Below are 16,581 nucleotides of genomic sequence, written 5' to 3' on the forward strand. Positions count from 1 at the left end.
CACAAGTTACGAGCGATCGCTCGTCGGCTCTGGTACACAGCACGCCTCTGTGATAATTTAAGAGAGTAATAAAGATACGTGCGCGTAGCGTGCCTTCGGCATCACCTTATCTAAAAATCATACTTTAATTCAGCAACGCCATTAAATTTATTATTTATTATTCGTGCAATCATCATTATTTGATTCTGAAAACTTTTTAACCTCATCATCTCTTCCTCAAAAATCATCACAGGTAATCGTTAGACTTGCTAATGTGGATGATGTTAATGATATAGGAGATTTGTTAACTCTTTGTTTCAATAACTTTAATGATTTAACTTTATGGATTTATCCTTTTCTTAAATTAGGAGTTTGTGAAGATTTACGTTATCGTTTGAAAAATATCGATACAGATCATTTTTGTGTAATAGCACTAAAAACTAATATTGTTCAAAAACAAAGTATTAACGAAATAATTGGTACAGTAGAGTTATCTTTTCGGACTCATTATAGTTGGCAAGGAAAAAAGAAATATCCTTATGTCGCTAATTTAGCCGTAAGTAAAAATAATCGTCGTCAAGGTATTGCTAGTCAACTACTGTCTAAGTGTCAGGAAATAGCTAAACATCATGGATTTAATGAACTTTATCTTCATGTACTAGCAAGTAATAAAATTGCCCAAGAATTATACTTACAAAATGGTTATACTATCGAACAAGTAGAAACAGATTTGTTTAGTTTATTTGTTCCTAGTAAACGTCGTTTACTTTTAACTAAGTCTATTTGATTATGAGTGTTGCTTCAAATTCAGCCTCCTGTGAATTAGATAATTTTTTACGCCAGAAAAATTTATTAATCATCAATCCAAAAAGAAAAAATGGCTTAATTTTAATTAAAACTTATTATGCTGAATTTGCAGGGCCCGGGGCAATTATCGGGGGATGTTTTGATCAAGATCTTCAAGATGTTATTCCTGTGGGTAATTTATCCCTTCTTGAACCATTAAACAACCAAGACAGACAACGAGCTTATCTAATTAGACGGCAATGGGTAAAATTAACAAAACAAATTATTGATAATCCTTTATCTCATGAAAGGGCGCAAGTGATACTTAATCAATTTGAACATTGGTTTGATGCCGAAACCGCAAAAAATGTACCTGATGCGGTATTTGCTCTCATCGTTGGAGTATTGCCTGAAACTATCACCAAAGCTAGAGATTTAGTTAATCGTCTTTAATGTTTTTAAATATGCCCTTTTCAATCTTTGTAGTATTTGTAAAACCTTGATTTTAAGTGCTTTTCACCTATTTCAGGTTATAAAATAAAAATCTTTTGAGATCAGCGAAAATAATTTATAGTATCTGACGTTACGCACTCATTTATGTGTTAATTTTTAATAGGTGTCAGGTATCAGGTATCAGGCAGTTTACTGTTTTAGGTTTAATGAAAATGATTGAAGTAAAAAGTTATCGAGATTTAACGGTTTGGCAAAAATCAATGGATTTGGTAGTCAGATGTTATCAATTAACTTCTCAATTTCCCAAAACTGAAATTTATGGGTTAAGTAGTCAAATACAAAGAGCGGCTGTTTCAATTCCTGCCAATATTGCAGAAGGAAAAGAAAGAAATTATTTGGGTGATTATATTCGTCATCTTTCCATTGCTAATGGTTTACTCAAAGAACTAGAAACTTATTTGTTGATTGTTGAAGAATTAGAATATATTAAACAGGAAGAATTAAAAATCCTATTAAACAAATGTGAAGAAATTGGCAGAATGTTAGATAGTTTAATGGAAAAACTAAGTTAAAAGAAAAAACAGTGAATTTGTTTGATTTTTAAACCTGAAACCTGAAACCTGAAACCTGACACCTCTAATCAACAACTAATTCTATTTTTGCGTAACATCAGTTATAGTATGTTTAATCCTTTGATTTTGAATAATTATCAAAACTATTAATCATTGGAAAAAATGCAAAGTGTCAATGATAGAGCGATAAAGTTTGTTTTCTTCTCCGTAATCTGCTTTAGCCTCTTTGTCTCGATAACAATGGTGTGATACGCTGGGAAAGAAAAGAGTATAAGTAAGGTTAAGGTTATACAAAAATGGACTTTAAGGATTTTAGCAAAAAACGAGGCTCTTTAGCCCTAGCCCTACTAACATTGCTGCTCCCTTTTGTCGTGATTAGTTTTCTGATAGAGCGACCTGTGGAGATCGCTCCAGAACAGTTTTATTTTATTAGAGGGTTGTTTCCTTCTAATCCGTTTCTCACCATATTTGGTGTTGTTGGCTTGGTGATCCTCGTACAAACCTCTTTTCCAAAAACAACGCAAAAGATTATCAACAGACTATCCTCCCTAAAAGCTCTGAAGATTTCATTGATCATTACCCTAGCTTTTACAACAGTAGCTGGTACTGGTTTATTCCACGCCGTGGCAGCGGCTGCTACTCGCAATGAAAACGAAGCTGGTTCATGGTTTGAAGGAGTTAACGTGGTGCTTACTGGAGCTGGACTGCTTATTCAGACCCTCCTCACCTATAGCCTGTATATTCTGACTAGGGAACAAACTAGACAATCTATAAATCAAAGTGCGGCAGCTGCTGCGGCGAATACCCAGAGCTTCAGTGTAAAACTGATCGACACGATTCTTACTGCTGATGGGGTAATGGATCCACGCAAAGGTAAAATAAATGCTATTCGGGGACTTTTGCTATCTACGATAAACGGGATTAGGATGGGAAGCAGCAATGACTTACACACAGTGTTCGTACAGCTATTAGAAAATCGCCTTACATCGCCCATTCTATTAATTACCCAGTCTAACTCAATCAACACCAATCCAAAAGGTAATCCTGTTTGTTGTCACTGTGCAGATCCAAATAGTCAAGGTATTGTTACAGTGGTAGATCTGGGTGAGAAGAAACTAACTAGGAAGTTGCAAGGTTCAGATCTTGACGGACATATACTTGACGAATTTGATTTCTGGGGAGCTATAATCAATAACTTCTCCCTACGTAATACGAGCTTAGTGCAAGTCTCTCTGATACGCAGTACCTTTATTGACGTAGATTTTCGAGGGGCTGACCTTTCTGGAGCTATTCTCACCCCAAGCAACCAAGAAAGACTCTTAGCGGAGGAATTCGGACTTTTACAATTGCCAGATGATCAAATCATGCCAAAATTCCTCGGAAAATGTCAGTTTGAAGGTGCGACTATGGACCGGAGCTTATATGACTTACTAAAAACCAGCCTTGGAGAAAATGCACATAAGGCGCTTGAAAGAGTCATTGTTAATGAGTGACTACAAGTAATCAGGCGGTTACTCTATTAAAGGTTTGAGTAGCAATGGAACGAGGGACTAAAAAAATAACGTTGGCGAGGATAAAATTATTTATCTAAAGGTTTAGTCTCAAAATAATCTTTGATTTGTCCGCTGGAATGTCAAAACCCATTGCTAATTGATAAATTGTGTTAGTATTTTAAGAGATACGCAACTTTTAGTTAAAATTAACAAGTACTTTTGTTTAATGAGCTTTTATTTTAACTTTGAGATTTTCAATCCTTCTATAAGTTTTCAGTACAGATTTTAGAATATGAGAATTACTAAACGTGGATTAGTTCTAAGTACAACTGCATTAGCTATTTCCAGTGTAGCCATTACGGGTTTTGGACTTCGTTTTTCCCAAAGTCAGGCTTTTTTTCAGGATAGCCCAAAAGAGATAATAGATGAAGTTTGGCAAGTTGTTAATCGTAATTATGTTGATGGAACTTTTAACGGAGAAGATTGGCGAGAAGTTAGATCGGAATATTTAGATAAACAATATAAAGATAAAGAAGAAGCCTATACAGCTATACGGGAAATGCTCAAAAAGCTAAATGATCCTTATACTCGATTCATGAATCCAGAAGAATTTAAGTCTATGCAAATTGACACTTCAGGAGAATTGACTGGTATTGGTATCCAAATTTCCAAAGATGAAAAAACTCAAGAGATAGTAGTTATTTCTCCCATAGAAGGCACTCCAGCCTTTAAAGCGGGGATTGTTTCTAAGGACATTATCCGAGAAATTGATGGTAAAAGTACCAAAGGAATGGAACTTAATGACGCAGTATCTTTAATTCGAGGTAAACCAAATACATCTGTTACTATTTTGATTGAAAGAGATGGAAAAACTCTAAACTTTAACATTACCAGAGCAACTATTGAGATACATCCAGTTAAAGCCAGAATTGATACTGATTCTAAGTTAGGTAAAGTGGATTATGTTCGTTTAGTTCAATTTAGTGGTAACGCCGCCGCCGAGATGAAACAAGCCATCATACAAGGAGAAAAAGATAACGTTGCTGGTTATATTCTCGATTTACGTTCTAATCCGGGAGGTTTACTATATTCTAGTGTTGAGATTGCGAGAATGTTTATCGATGAAGGTAAAATTGTTACTACTGTTGATCGGGTGGGAGAGGTTGATGCTCACACTGCCAATAATACAGCTTTGACGAAAAAACCAGTAGTTGTAATAGTTGATGGAGGTTCGGCTAGTGCTAGTGAAATTCTTTCTGGAGCGTTACAAGATCATAAACGAGCTACCATTGTTGGTACACAAACTTTTGGTAAAGGCTTAGTACAATCGGTTAGAGGTTTGGGAGATGGTTCGGGTATGGCAGTTACTATCGCTAAATATCTAACTCCCGATGGTAGAGATATAAATAAACATGGTATTACTCCTGATGTCATATATGAGTTAACGGATGCTGACAAGGAAGTCTTAATGAAAGATCGAGAAAAAGTGGGTACTATCGAAGATGCACAATTCAAAAAAGCTATGGAAATTTTAACTCAACAAGTAGCAAAAAAATAACGTTTTATCACCTATTAATAAACCTTAACTTTTTAATATTATGTTAGGGTTTATTATTTTTTCATTTTCTGACTAAAATTATCTATACACCTTGAATGTTATTATGATTTAATTAGTAGTAAAACCAGTTTGAGTGTTCATGAGCAATTGGAAAAAAGGAAAACAATTAAATAAAGGTCAATATATTATTGAGTCTATTTTACCTAGGAGTGGTTCAGGATTTTATTATCGAGCAAAAGACACAAAAAGTTCTCAACTGGTTACAATAAAAGCTATTAATCTCTTTTGGAAATCGGCGAATAATGCAGAAGAATTGGAAGAAAAATTAATTCAACAAGCCCAGCAAGTAGCAAATAAATGTCAAAATCTTTATATCACACACCTTTATCCTGAAGTTTTTTTAGAAGATAATCAGGCATATATGGTTATGAATTATGTTGAAGGATTAGATTTAGCTACTTATATTGATCGTTATGGAAAATTTGAACCTTCAGAAGCCTTAAAATTAATTAATAAAATTGCCTCAGCTTTAAATATTCTTCATCAAAATAGATGTATTCATGAAGATGTAAAACCTCAAAATATTATTATTGATCAAAATTCCCAAGAGCCGATTTTAACAGATTATGGATTAGCGGTGAAGTTGTTTGCCTTAGCGCCAAGAAAAAATAAAAATGTCATGATAGATTGTTTTTCCCCTCCAGAGCAGCAATCCATCGAAAATAGTAATATTAAGCCCTGTACTGATATTTATTCCCTTGCAGCTACCCTTTATGTCTTAGTTACGGCACAATTACCTACTCCTGCTAAATTTAGGGAGTATAAAGATTTAATCTCTCCTCAACAGTTTAACCCAGATATTAGCGATCGCTTCAATGAAGCTATTATTAAGGGTATGGAGTTAAATCAAAAACAACGTCCTCAATATTTACGAGATTGGTTACAACTATTTAAAGAAAGTGGTGTTGCGGAGAATATTCTTACCCCCCAAGAAATTCCTCCAGAGAAACGTCTTTCAATCTTTTCCTTAGAGGAGGAAATTGACGAAACTATCGTTCAAAAAAACTCGATGATTGTTATTCCACCATCAATTATTCATCCAAAAACGAATTATCCCAACATCGAAAAATTCACCTTTGAAACTATCACCATTGAACCAGAAAAAAAATTATTTGGTTTAATGTCTAGTGTCAAGAAAAATATTATCTCTAATACGGGACAATTTTTTGTGGAATATTTAGGGGAAGGAGTTAATCTCGATATGGTTTTTATCCCGTCAGGATCATTTATGATGGGATCTAATAATAACGAAATCGGGAGAGATAAAGACGAAAGTCCTCAACATTTAGTTAGTTTAAACTCTTTTTATGTGAGTAAATATCCCATAACTCAAATACAATGGCGTACGGTTTCATCTTTTCCTAAAATGAGTAGAGTTATTAAACATAACCCTTCTTTTTATAAAGGGGATAATTTACCAGTAGAAAAAGTGTCTTGGTTAGATGCACAAGAATTTTGTAAACGCTTAAGTAGATATACAGGTAGAACTTATCGCTTACCCACTGAATCCGAGTGGGAATATAGTTGTCGTGGCAATACGAAAACACCGTTTTTCTTTGGAGATATGATAACTCAAGATTTTGCTAATTATGACGCAAAAAATAATAACGATAGTAAAAAAAATACTGGTAAATTTGAGAAAAAAACTACTTCTGTGGATAACTTTTATCCTAATCCTTTTGGCTTATATGATGTTCATGGGAATGTATGGGAATGGTGTGAAGATCATTATCTAAATAGTTATATTCAAAAACCAAAAGACGGATCACCTTATCAATCTAACATGGGTAATCAACCAAGAGTTGTTAGAGGTGGATCTTGGTCATTATCTTCACAATATTGTCGTAGTGCAAAAAGGGGAAATTATGCTGCTGATTCTAGTTATAATTTTATTGGTTTTCGGATTGTTTGTGTTATCGAAAATGAATAATTAGGGAATGAAAAAACATAGGGATAAATTCTAAAATATATATGAAACCAGAGTTAGGCGTTATGGAGTATAGGGGAATCGAACCCCTTACCTCTGCGGTGCGATCGCAGCACTCTACCAAATGAGCTAATACCCCAAGATAAGATTAAATTATATCATAGTGGAGGATTTTTCTGTCTGGTCACTAATCCAATCTAAATCTAACTCCATGAGATGATCTACACACCAGTTAGCCTGTCGATGTAAGATATGAAAAGGATAGGTATTAGTTACTCCTACCACTGACATTCCTGCATTTTTTGCTGCTTTGATGCCTATGGGCGTATCTTCAATAACCAAACACTGAGAGGCTTCAAGGTATAAATTCAGATTTTGTTGATTTAATTTTTTGATTGCCCATAAGTAACAACTAGGTGACGGTTTACCTAATTTGATGTCTTCTCCAGCTACAATTACATTAAAATATTGCCTTATATTCATTCTATTCAAAATATACTCTACTTCTCGATTAAACAATCCTGTCACCATTGCCAGTGATAAATTACGAGTTTGAAGGGAAAGGATAAATTCAATTACTTTGTCATAAATAGGTAATTCTGACATTTCTTGAACAATTTTATAGTAACCATCGCTTCTTTTCTTGATGAGTTTATCTAAATATTCATCAGAGATAATTCTTCCTCTTTTTGCTAAAATATCACGGAAAGATGATAGATCATTTTTACCTAGACAAATTTCTTGATATTCTTTTCCTGAAGGGCGTAAATTTTCTGCTAATAATAAATCATCAATCAATTTTTTTTGGATTTTTTCATCATTAATGATTACTCCACTAAAATCAAATAAAACTGCTTTTAAAACCATGTTAAATTTAGTTAAAATAATAAAATTAAATAAACATTTTTATCTTAACATAATATCAATTATTTATTAGTTAAAGAACCTCCGCAACTAGAACCATTACCAGCAGTGCAACCATAGCAATAGTTTCGAGTTTGTATCTGATTAATTAAATCTAAGTTATTTTCTTCAATAATTTTTTGTAAAGTTACTTTCTTTTGTAAATTATCTAAAGCATTAATATTCTCCATTTGATTAAAATCGCAGTCATAAATATTGCCTAAATAATCCACTGATAATTGATTTTTACACATTAAATTATTTAATATTTTGCTATTAAAATGTTCTGATAAAAAGTGTAAATAACTATCTTTTAATTGATGTTTTTCAAGATAAAAATTAGTTCTACCGATAGGTAAATTAGTAATAGTTAATAGCTGATTAAATTTAATATTAAAATTATCTAATAAATATTGTTTATAATCTTTTTCTAAGTTTTTTTGATCGGGAGTTAATTGAAAGTTATTATCTTTTGGTAAAGGTGGATTATAGACTAAATCAATAACTAAATTTGGATTAATTCCATAGCCTAATTGATTAAGTTTTTGTAAGGCAAGAATAGATTTATTATAAACTCCGTTACCTCTTTGTTTATCGACATTATCTTCTAAATAACAAGGTAAAGAAGCGACAACTCTGATTTGATTTTGAGCAAAATATTGTGGTAAATCTTCATAACTAAACTCAAAAAAAATGGTTAAATTTGATCTAACTATTATCTCTTTATTATTATTTCTAGCTGTTTCTACTAATTCTTTAAAACCATAGTGCATTTCTGGTGCACCTCCTGTCAAATCAACAGTTTTTATTTGTGGAAAATTATTAATAATTGTGACTAATTGTTCACAGATTTCGGGGGTTAATTCTTCTTTTCGTTTTGGAGATGCTTCCACATGACAATGATGACAAGAAAGGTTACATTTTCTACCTAAATTTATCTGTAAAACTGTTATTTTATCTTTGAGTAAATTATGATTAATTTTATCTGTAAAGTTAGTTATTTTTTCTTGAATTAGCATTATTGAGTGATGATAATATTTAGTTAATATTGATGATTTTTGTGGGCAATGCCCACTCTATTTTTAGCAACAAGATGTTGGAGGGCAACAAGAGTTATTATTAATTTGCTCAGATTTTTCTTTAGAGGCTTTGACAGTTAATGAGCGAAATTCGATTCCATTTACTACTTGCCAAGGTTCGTTTTGTTTTGCTAAAATTTCTACTTGTTTAAATCCTGCATTTTCAAACATTTTGATAAATTTATCTTCCCGAAAAGCCCCAGATATACAACCACTCCATAATTCAGGATCTTTTACCATTTCTAATGGGACGTCTTCGTTACATATTATATCAGAAATAACCGCTTTTCCTTCACTTTTTAAGACTCGATAAATTTCGTTAAATAATTGTTTTTTATCCTCAGGTTTAACTAAGTTTAAAACACAATTAGACACCACAATATCAATAGAATTATCTTTTATTAAGGTTTCTTCTTGACGAAGGCGATCGCATTCTGTTTCAAAAGTGCGTAATTGTTCTAAACTATTAATAGGATTATTTTTTAACCACAATTCAACCTTGTGTAAAGGCAATTTTAAATCTTGAATTTTAGCCTTAATAAAGTTAGTATTATTATAGCCTAATTTATCACTAATTTCTGATTGATATTTACGAGCTAAATTAAGCATTTCATCATTAAAATCAACCCCGATAACCTGTCCATTTTTACCAACTTTTTGAGCAATAATATAACAATTTTTTCCTGCACCTGAGCCTAAATCTAAGACAATTTCACCCTCCTTTACATATTTAGTAGGATCTCCACAGCCGTAATCTTTTGCTATAATTTCATCAGGAATAATTGTCAGAAATTGAGTGTCATATTCTGTCGGGCAACATAAACTAGGTTGATGATTTTTTGCCCCTTCTTCGTATCTTTCTAAAACTGATTTTTCTATATCGTAACTCATAGTTAGTTTATCTCGAAATAATGATTAATTATTGTTTTGAATCTATTAGTTTATGTTCTATTAAAGCTAGTTTACCTGAAATTTAGCTGAAGATATACTGAAAGTAATGATTATTGAGTCACAAAAAGTTAGAATAATTTAATATCAAATCAAGAAAGATAACATCTATGGATGAAATTCCAGTTGCTTTAAGGGAAGCGAAAAAAACAATCAAATCAAGTTATATCACCACAAATAAGGTTAATATTGTCATTGTAGGGAGTACTGTTGCGTTTTTAGCACTGGCTTTCTTCTTTTTTAACCGAAATTCTCCGCCAAAGTCTGTAAATGTTAACCAAACTCAACCTGTAGAAACTGTCGAAAATAATACACCTACGGTGACACAAAACCAGACATCACCACCATTAAATCAAGAGGAGAAAATTCCTGATAATATTTTAGGGCATTTACCCTATGAAGAAGCATCCCAAAACGAGTTAAAAGCTATTACTAACGATGGTGGAATCAAATTAAGACAGAAGGCGGCAGATAAATTTTTACAAATGCAAACCGATGCGAAAACTCAGGGTATAATCTTAATGCCAATATCAGGATTTAGATCCATTAAAGATCAAGAATACCTCTTTTTTCAAGTAAAAGAACAACGGAAACAACCCACTTCAAAAAGGGCAGAAGTAAGTGCACCGCCGGGATATAGTGAACATCATACTGGCTACGCCATCGATATTGGTGACGGTAATGTACCTGCAACTAATTTAAGTACTAATTTTGAGCAAACTTCTGCTTATAACTGGTTAAAAAATAATGCAGCAAAATATAGTTTCGAGTTGTCTTTTACTCCCGATAACTTACAGGGTGTCAATTATGAGCCTTGGCATTGGCGTTTTGTGGGGGATACTCATAGTTTAGAGACTTTTTATAAAGCACATCAACTTACTACTAAATTAAAGTAGTAAAAGTATTAAATAACTCATAAAATTAAGGTTGATTATTTATTACAATGCATAACACATTACGACTTTAATGTCATTATTAGTTTTTATCTTCGTTAGTTTAAGATTAAACTTGTTACAAAAATTATCTAAATTAAATCATATTTTGCCTTCAATAATTGCCTCTGATTCATGGGCGATATTTCTGAGTTTATCTAACATTTCTTGACTAACATTTTCCCATAAATTTCGTTGAGATGCTTCGATTAATCTTTCGGCTATATCTCTTAATGCCCAAGGATTTTTTTCTTGAATAAATTGGTGTATTTTTTCATCGAATAAATAACTTTTAGCTACTCCTTCAAACATAAAATTAGGTACACTTTTCGTAGTAGCAGAATATGCAAATAAATAGTCCACAGTAGCACTCATTTCAAAAGCACCTTTATAACCATGACGCATAACTCCTGCTATCCATTTAGGGTTAATAACTCGACTGCGATAAACCCTCGCAATTTCCTCTTTTAATGCCCTAACTTTTGGGTTATTAGGTTGGGAATTATCCCCAAAATAAGTAACAGGATTTTCTCCTTTTAAATGTCTGACTGCTGCGGTTAATCCTCCTTGAAATTGGTAATAATCATCGGAATCTAATAAATCATGTTCACGGTTATCTTGGTTGTGTAAAACTATTTGCAATTCCTTCAATCTTTGCTCAAAAACTTCTGGCATAGAAACTCCTTTACTCCCTTGATAAGCGTAACTACTCCAGTTTAAATAAGCCCTAGCTAAATCAGCATCTGTTTCCCAATTTTGTGACTCGATTAAACCTTGTAAACCAGCACCATAAGCACCCGGTTTTGAACCAAATAAACGATAACTTGCTCTATCTTTTGCTTGATTATTTTCTAATCCTTGATTTAACCAATATTTGGTCTCTTTTTCTACTTGTAAAGCAAGGGGATTATTTTCTTTTTCTTCTTTAAGGGTTGACAAATTTACAATCGCTTTATATAATAATTCTATTATACTGGGAAATCCGTCACGAAAAAAGCCCGAAACTCTAACAGTTACATCTATACGAGGTCGCCCTAATACAGAAATAGGGATAATTTCATAATCCACAACCCTACGAGTAACGCCATCCCAGACAGGTTTTATGCCCATTAATGCCATAATTTGAGCAATGTCATCTCCTCCTGTGCGCATAGTGGAAGTACCCCAAACGGAAATCGCTAATGTGCGAGGATATTCGCCGTTTTCTTGGGTATATCGTTCAATTACTGCATCTGCTGCTTTTCTACCTACATCCCAAGCTGTTTCACTGGGAATTGCTCTTATATCCACCGAATAAAAATTGCGTCCCGTGGGTAATACATCAGATCTACCTCGACTAGGTGCACCTGATGAACCACTGGGGATAAATTTGCCTTCTAATCCTCTCATTAAATTGGTGATTTCTTGATCAGTTTTTCTTAAATTTGGTAGTAAATTATTCACTATCCAATTAAGAGATTTTTCGGTATGTTTTCCTAAGCTAATTTTTTGATAATTTTTTTTGTTTAATAATTCAGCTATCCAAGATTTACCTTTATTATTATTAATAATTGATTCTATATTTTGTAAAAATAAATTAGTATTATTTTTTTCTTGAATAAGACTATCAATTAATTGACAAGCAAAATTTTCTATATATTCTTTGCTTTCTTTATCTTCTAATTTCTCCTTAATATTAAATAATGGCTTATCTTCTTGATTATTTATTATTAATTCAGTTAAATGATTTTCTAAATCTTGTTTAATAGCTTCAATTAAACCTAAGTTATTATAACTACTAAAACGTGCAATTGCTATAATTAAATCTCTTAATTGTCTTCCTTCGGGGCATTCTCCAAAAATATGCAAACCATCCCTAATTTGAGCGTCTTTTAATTCACATAAATAACTGTCAGTAGTAGTTAAAAATTCTGAAAAACTATCTTTATTTAGCTTTTTAATGGCTAAATCTTCATTTAAGTTAGTTTCTTTTATTAATTTTACTATGCGATCGCCAATAATATTTAAACGACTAGGATTAAGACTTTGTGCTTGATAATATTCATCAATTAAAGCCTCTAATTCTAATAATTCATTATATAATTCTGCACGGGTTAAAGGTGGAGTTAAATGATCAATAATGACTGCATTTGCTCTACGTTTTGCTTGTGAACCTTCACCCGGATCATTTACAATAAAAGGATAAAAATTAGGTAAATTATCTAAAGTTATTTCAGGGTAACAATTCTCTGATAAAACTAAACTTTTACCCGGCAACCATTCTAAATTACCATGTTTTCCTACATGAATAATAGCATCAGCTTTGAAAATTTCTCGCACCCAATAATAAAAAGCTAAATAATGATGAGTTGGCTCTAAATCTGGTGCATGATAATTTAAACTAGGATCTAAATCATAACCTCTTGAGGGTTGAATGCCAATAAAAATATTACCTAATTGTAAACCAGAAATGGGGATAAATATTTCCCCTATCTTCGACTCCTCTCTTATTAATGGCAATCCCCCCGTCTTCGACTCCCTCCTTAGTAAGGGGGGCTGGGGGGTATCAAAATCACCCCATCTATTAATAATTTGTTGTTGAACTTCTAAGGGTAAAGTTTGAAAATAATTTTGATAGTTTTCTAAAGATAAATATTGATTAATTTTTCGGTTAGATTGCATTTCTAAATCATTAGTTACCCCTTCAATTAATTTAAAAATCAAGTCATCACCGTTAGCTGGAATATCATTAATATTATAACCATTATCAAGTAAAGAGTTTAAAATATTAATGCAACTAGCTGGAGTATCTAAACCAACACCATTAGCAATTCTTCCGTCTTTATTGGGATAGTTAGCTAAAATTAAAGCAACTTTTTTTTCTGAGTTATTAATCTTACTTAAATTAACCCATTTTTCTGCTAGTTTAGCAATATATTTTACTCGATTTATTAAAGGTTTATATTCGATAATATCTGTTTCTAATTGAGAATGCCAAGTTGCGACAGATTTAAACGAAATCGCACGAGTGATAATTCTTCCATCAACTTCAGGTAAAGCAACATTCATAGCAACGTCTCTCGGCGATAAGCCTTGAAAGTTATCTTCCCAATACTGTTGAGTGCTACCACTTAAGATAACTTGTAAAACGGGAATATCTAATATTTGCCAAATTTTAGCGTTAATTTCATCACCGATTTTAGCCACAGAAAAGCTAGTGGTATTTAAAATTAATCTTACTTGATGATGTTGTAATAATTTTATTAATTCTTCTTGAATATCTATCTCTTGGAGGGAAGATACATAAATAGCAATATTGGTTAAATTTTCTTCTTCTAAACTTTGACATAATGCGTCAATGGGTTTAAGATTACTTGATAAATAATGAGATCGATAAAATATAATAGCAGTGTCAATATTTGAATTAATTATCTTATTTTCTGAGGTTAATTTATTTTCTTTTATTTTATTTATCGGCATTCCTCCCTCTGAATTATTCTCTTTAATAAAAGATGTCGAATTTTTGTTATAAATTCCTAAACGAGAAATTACTTGAGGTGAATTAAAGTTAAATTTAGTATCAAAAAAACTGTCACTTATAAACTTAAAAGCATTAACAAAATTTTCCACTCCTCCTTCTGTTAAATATTGCCAAAATTGATTAACTTTAGATAACGAAATATTAGAATGATTAATTAACTCGAAATCAGGACGATCATCTCCGGGTAAAATGATTAAATGAGCGTTATTTTGGCTAACTATTTCTTTACAAACTTCTAAGCCATAACTCCAATAACTTCTTCCTCCTAATAATCGTAAAATAATCACTTTTGCTTGTGATAAAACTTCTTGTGCATAAGTATCAATCGTCAATTCTTGTTGTAATTGCAGTAAATTAACCACTCGAATATCAGGAAAATTTGCTGGTAAATATTCTATAGAAGTAGCAATAGTTTGAATATCCGTATCTGCGCTAGTTAAGAAGATAATAGGCGCTGGATTTTGTTGAATAATAATTACCCCATCGGTATCAGGATTCCATCCGCTAGGGGTTGCTTGAATTCTGTGCATTTAGAGATTTATCTTTGAATAAGGAGAATTAGATTCTTTCTTTTGCTACTATATCGATAATTTACAGTTTTTTAACTTATATAAAAGAAATTTATCTGATAACTTGCATAAAATAGCAAATCGCTACTGATAAGTAGATGGCAAGAAAAATAATAAATACAATTTTATGAAATCAATCAATTAAAATGAACTTACAGACTTTATTAACACCACCTTTTGAAAGTTTAGTTAAAGAAATTCATGCCGTTAATCATTCATGGAAATTAGCAGCCGATGAAATATTTAATAATGAACATTTTTTAGTCAAATCTTTGAGAGATTTAAAAGTAAGATGACAGGTAAGACTTTTAAGAAATTATGCCCCTAATTTTGTCTATTTAATTGAAGATAAAGAAATAGTTTCGGAAGAAGTACTTTATAGTTTACAATTAATTTCTAATGTGGATAATTATAAAGATGCCGCTCATTTGCCTATCAGAGTAGCTACGGAAGTTTTATCTTCAGAAGAAATCAACAAATTTTCAAAAAATTTTCAATTTTAATCAATAAAATATCAAATTATGCTCAATTTTTTCTTAACTATTTCCAATATTTTAGGATGGGCTTTAATTCTACTATTTGCTATTTATTTTATTTGGCAAGAAAATCAAGATGTAGAAAACTATAAAAATGATAAAAATTTCAAATTAATTAATGATACTATAGATTTTTTAACGCAAAGTAAAAATAAAACAACTATTAATTTTAATGATTGTGATAAAAAAGATATTAGAGAAGATGTTAGAAAGTGGGTGTTAAAACATTTAAAAGGTAAAACAAATCAAGATTTAACTTTTTCTCCTGAATTAGAAAATAAGTCTTATATTCTTTCATCTTATCCTAGCTTATTAAGCAATTCTGTACCTCGTAGCCCAGTTTATTATGCACCAACTTTATTAACAGCTTTAGGCATTTTAGGCATCTTTTTAGGTTTGCAAGAAATAGGTATAAGCGGAATTGATAACACACAATCATTATTAGATTCTTCCACTAAATTATTAGAGGGAATGAAAACAGCTTTTTCTACTTCTTTAGTTGGAATGAGTAGTGCTATTTTTATGATGTGGTATTTAGCAAAAGGGGCAAAATTAAGACAAAATACTCGTAATAATTTAAGAAAAAAACTCAGTGAAATTGCTTTTCTTGAATCACCTCAAAAGTTACTATCAAGATTAGATAATTCTTCTAAAGAAGATACGTCTAAAAGTTTAGAAAATTTAGCTAATAATCTTAGTTGTTTAAGTACTTTAACACCAGAAAATATTGCTAGTGAAATTCAAAAAGCTATTATTTCTGATGAGAGTATTTTAATCAAACAATTACAGTTACAAACTAAAAGTCTTGATGGTTTAAATAACTTAACTCCTGAAAATATTGCTTCGGCTATGCAAAAAGTTATTACTTTAGAAACATCATTTATTTTTGCAGAATTAGAGAAACAAAATAATTATTTACAACATCTTACTCATATAAATATTAAGCAAGTAGTTAGAGATGTCATCGCTACGGAAAAAGTTGCTATTGTCGAGGAATTACAAGCACAAAATAATTATTTACAACATCTTACCCCTGCTAATATTCAACAAGTAGTTAGAAATGCCATCGCTACGGAAAAAGTTGCTATTGTCGAGGAATTACAAGCACAAAATCGTTATTTAGAAAATCGGCGTTGCTGAATTAAAGTATGATTTTTAGATAAGGTGATGCCGAAGGCACGCTACGCGCACGTATCTTTATTACTCTCTTAAATTATCACAGAGGCGTGCTGTGTACCAGAGCCGACGAGCGATCGCTCGTAACTT

Annotated in this window: 12 protein-coding genes, 1 tRNA gene and 1 pseudogene; 9 read left to right on the forward strand and 5 right to left on the reverse strand. The window is 31.8% G+C overall.

Annotated features, from left to right (window positions below; translation table 11 throughout):
* Positions 1-163: 163 nt before the first annotated feature.
* From ACEW8E_RS01195 to ACEW8E_RS01220, 6 genes are all read left to right on the forward strand, one after another.
* Positions 164-766 carry a GNAT family N-acetyltransferase gene (locus tag ACEW8E_RS01195; RefSeq protein WP_373478515.1) on the forward strand — a complete coding sequence of 201 codons (603 nt, stop codon included), beginning with the start codon at positions 164-166 and terminating at the stop codon, positions 764-766.
* Between the two features lie 2 nt (positions 767-768).
* A complete protein-coding gene (locus ACEW8E_RS01200) occupies positions 769-1,218 on the forward strand; it encodes a hypothetical protein (RefSeq protein WP_373478516.1) in 450 nt (149 codons plus the stop codon).
* A 212-nt stretch (positions 1,219-1,430) separates the two neighbouring features.
* The gene (locus tag ACEW8E_RS01205; protein WP_373478517.1) at positions 1,431-1,790 is read left to right on the forward strand and encodes a four helix bundle protein; all 360 of its coding nucleotides are present in this window, start codon (positions 1,431-1,433) and stop codon (positions 1,788-1,790) included.
* 296 nt (positions 1,791-2,086) lie between these two features.
* The gene (locus ACEW8E_RS01210; protein WP_373478518.1) at positions 2,087-3,283 is read left to right on the forward strand and encodes a pentapeptide repeat-containing protein; all 1,197 of its coding nucleotides are present in this window, start codon (positions 2,087-2,089) and stop codon (positions 3,281-3,283) included.
* Between the two features lie 292 nt (positions 3,284-3,575).
* Positions 3,576-4,841, forward strand: a complete 1,266-nt coding sequence (gene ctpC, locus ACEW8E_RS01215) for a carboxyl-terminal processing protease CtpC (RefSeq protein WP_373478519.1) — start codon at positions 3,576-3,578, stop codon at positions 4,839-4,841.
* Between the two features lie 139 nt (positions 4,842-4,980).
* Entirely contained in the window at positions 4,981-6,831 is a 1,851-nt protein-coding gene (locus ACEW8E_RS01220) for a bifunctional serine/threonine-protein kinase/formylglycine-generating enzyme family protein (protein WP_373478520.1), read from the forward strand.
* 63 nt (positions 6,832-6,894) lie between these two features.
* Here ACEW8E_RS01220 and ACEW8E_RS01225 read toward each other — a convergent pair.
* The 4 genes and pseudogenes from ACEW8E_RS01225 to ACEW8E_RS01240 all read right to left on the reverse strand — a co-directional run.
* Positions 6,895-6,967, reverse strand: a tRNA-Ala gene (locus ACEW8E_RS01225).
* A 14-nt stretch (positions 6,968-6,981) separates the two neighbouring features.
* Positions 6,982-7,695, reverse strand: a complete 714-nt coding sequence (locus ACEW8E_RS01230; protein WP_373478521.1) for an HAD family hydrolase — start codon at positions 7,693-7,695, stop codon at positions 6,982-6,984.
* 59 nt (positions 7,696-7,754) lie between these two features.
* Positions 7,755-8,750 (reverse strand): arsenosugar biosynthesis radical SAM (seleno)protein ArsS, encoded by a 996-nt coding sequence (gene arsS / locus ACEW8E_RS01235; protein ID WP_373478522.1) that lies wholly within the window; start codon positions 8,748-8,750, stop codon positions 7,755-7,757.
* A gap of 114 nt (positions 8,751-8,864) precedes the next feature.
* A pseudogene (locus ACEW8E_RS01240) lies at positions 8,865-9,701 on the reverse strand (methyltransferase domain-containing protein); the annotation flags it as partial.
* 167 nt (positions 9,702-9,868) lie between these two features.
* Here ACEW8E_RS01240 and ACEW8E_RS01245 point away from each other — a divergent pair.
* Positions 9,869-10,654, forward strand: coding sequence for a D-alanyl-D-alanine carboxypeptidase family protein (locus tag ACEW8E_RS01245; protein ID WP_373478523.1), 786 nt, complete (start codon positions 9,869-9,871; stop codon positions 10,652-10,654).
* Positions 10,655-10,792: 138 nt separating this feature from the next.
* On the opposite strand, the gene cobN is transcribed toward ACEW8E_RS01245, so the two are convergent.
* On the reverse strand, positions 10,793-14,740 hold the full coding sequence (gene cobN / locus ACEW8E_RS01250; protein ID WP_373478524.1) for a cobaltochelatase subunit CobN: 3,948 nt from the start codon (positions 14,738-14,740) through the stop codon (positions 10,793-10,795).
* Positions 14,741-14,925: 185 nt separating this feature from the next.
* On the opposite strand from cobN, the gene ACEW8E_RS01255 reads away from it, so the two are divergent.
* Entirely contained in the window at positions 14,926-15,075 is a 150-nt protein-coding gene (locus ACEW8E_RS01255; RefSeq protein ID WP_373478525.1) for a hypothetical protein, read from the forward strand.
* Between the two features lie 225 nt (positions 15,076-15,300).
* Positions 15,301-16,455 carry a hypothetical protein gene (locus tag ACEW8E_RS01260; protein ID WP_373478526.1) on the forward strand — a complete coding sequence of 385 codons (1,155 nt, stop codon included), beginning with the start codon at positions 15,301-15,303 and terminating at the stop codon, positions 16,453-16,455.
* The last annotated feature ends 126 nt before the right edge of the window (positions 16,456-16,581 follow it).

It is taken from the genome of Geminocystis sp. (assembly GCF_041753295.1).
Taxonomy (GTDB): Bacteria; Cyanobacteriota; Cyanobacteriia; order Cyanobacteriales; family Cyanobacteriaceae; genus Geminocystis.

What these genes read in the sequence shown, in the direction of transcription:
- ACEW8E_RS01245 (WP_373478523.1), top strand. Translation starts at nt 9,869, where the DNA reads ATGGATGAAATTCCAGTTGCTTTAAGGGAAGCGAAAAAAACAATCAAA.
- ACEW8E_RS01260 (WP_373478526.1), top strand. Translation starts at nt 15,301, where the DNA reads ATGCTCAATTTTTTCTTAACTATTTCCAATATTTTAGGATGGGCTTTA.
- arsS (WP_373478522.1), bottom strand. Translation starts at nt 8,750, where the DNA reads ATGCTAATTCAAGAAAAAATAACTAACTTTACAGATAAAATTAATCAT.
- cobN (WP_373478524.1), bottom strand. Translation starts at nt 14,740, where the DNA reads ATGCACAGAATTCAAGCAACCCCTAGCGGATGGAATCCTGATACCGAT.
- ACEW8E_RS01205 (WP_373478517.1), top strand. Translation starts at nt 1,431, where the DNA reads ATGATTGAAGTAAAAAGTTATCGAGATTTAACGGTTTGGCAAAAATCA.
- ACEW8E_RS01220 (WP_373478520.1), top strand. Translation starts at nt 4,981, where the DNA reads ATGAGCAATTGGAAAAAAGGAAAACAATTAAATAAAGGTCAATATATT.
- ACEW8E_RS01255 (WP_373478525.1), top strand. Translation starts at nt 14,926, where the DNA reads ATGAACTTACAGACTTTATTAACACCACCTTTTGAAAGTTTAGTTAAA.
- ACEW8E_RS01200 (WP_373478516.1), top strand. Translation starts at nt 769, where the DNA reads ATGAGTGTTGCTTCAAATTCAGCCTCCTGTGAATTAGATAATTTTTTA.
- ACEW8E_RS01210 (WP_373478518.1), top strand. Translation starts at nt 2,087, where the DNA reads ATGGACTTTAAGGATTTTAGCAAAAAACGAGGCTCTTTAGCCCTAGCC.
- ACEW8E_RS01230 (WP_373478521.1), bottom strand. Translation starts at nt 7,695, where the DNA reads ATGGTTTTAAAAGCAGTTTTATTTGATTTTAGTGGAGTAATCATTAAT.
- ctpC (WP_373478519.1), top strand. Translation starts at nt 3,576, where the DNA reads ATGAGAATTACTAAACGTGGATTAGTTCTAAGTACAACTGCATTAGCT.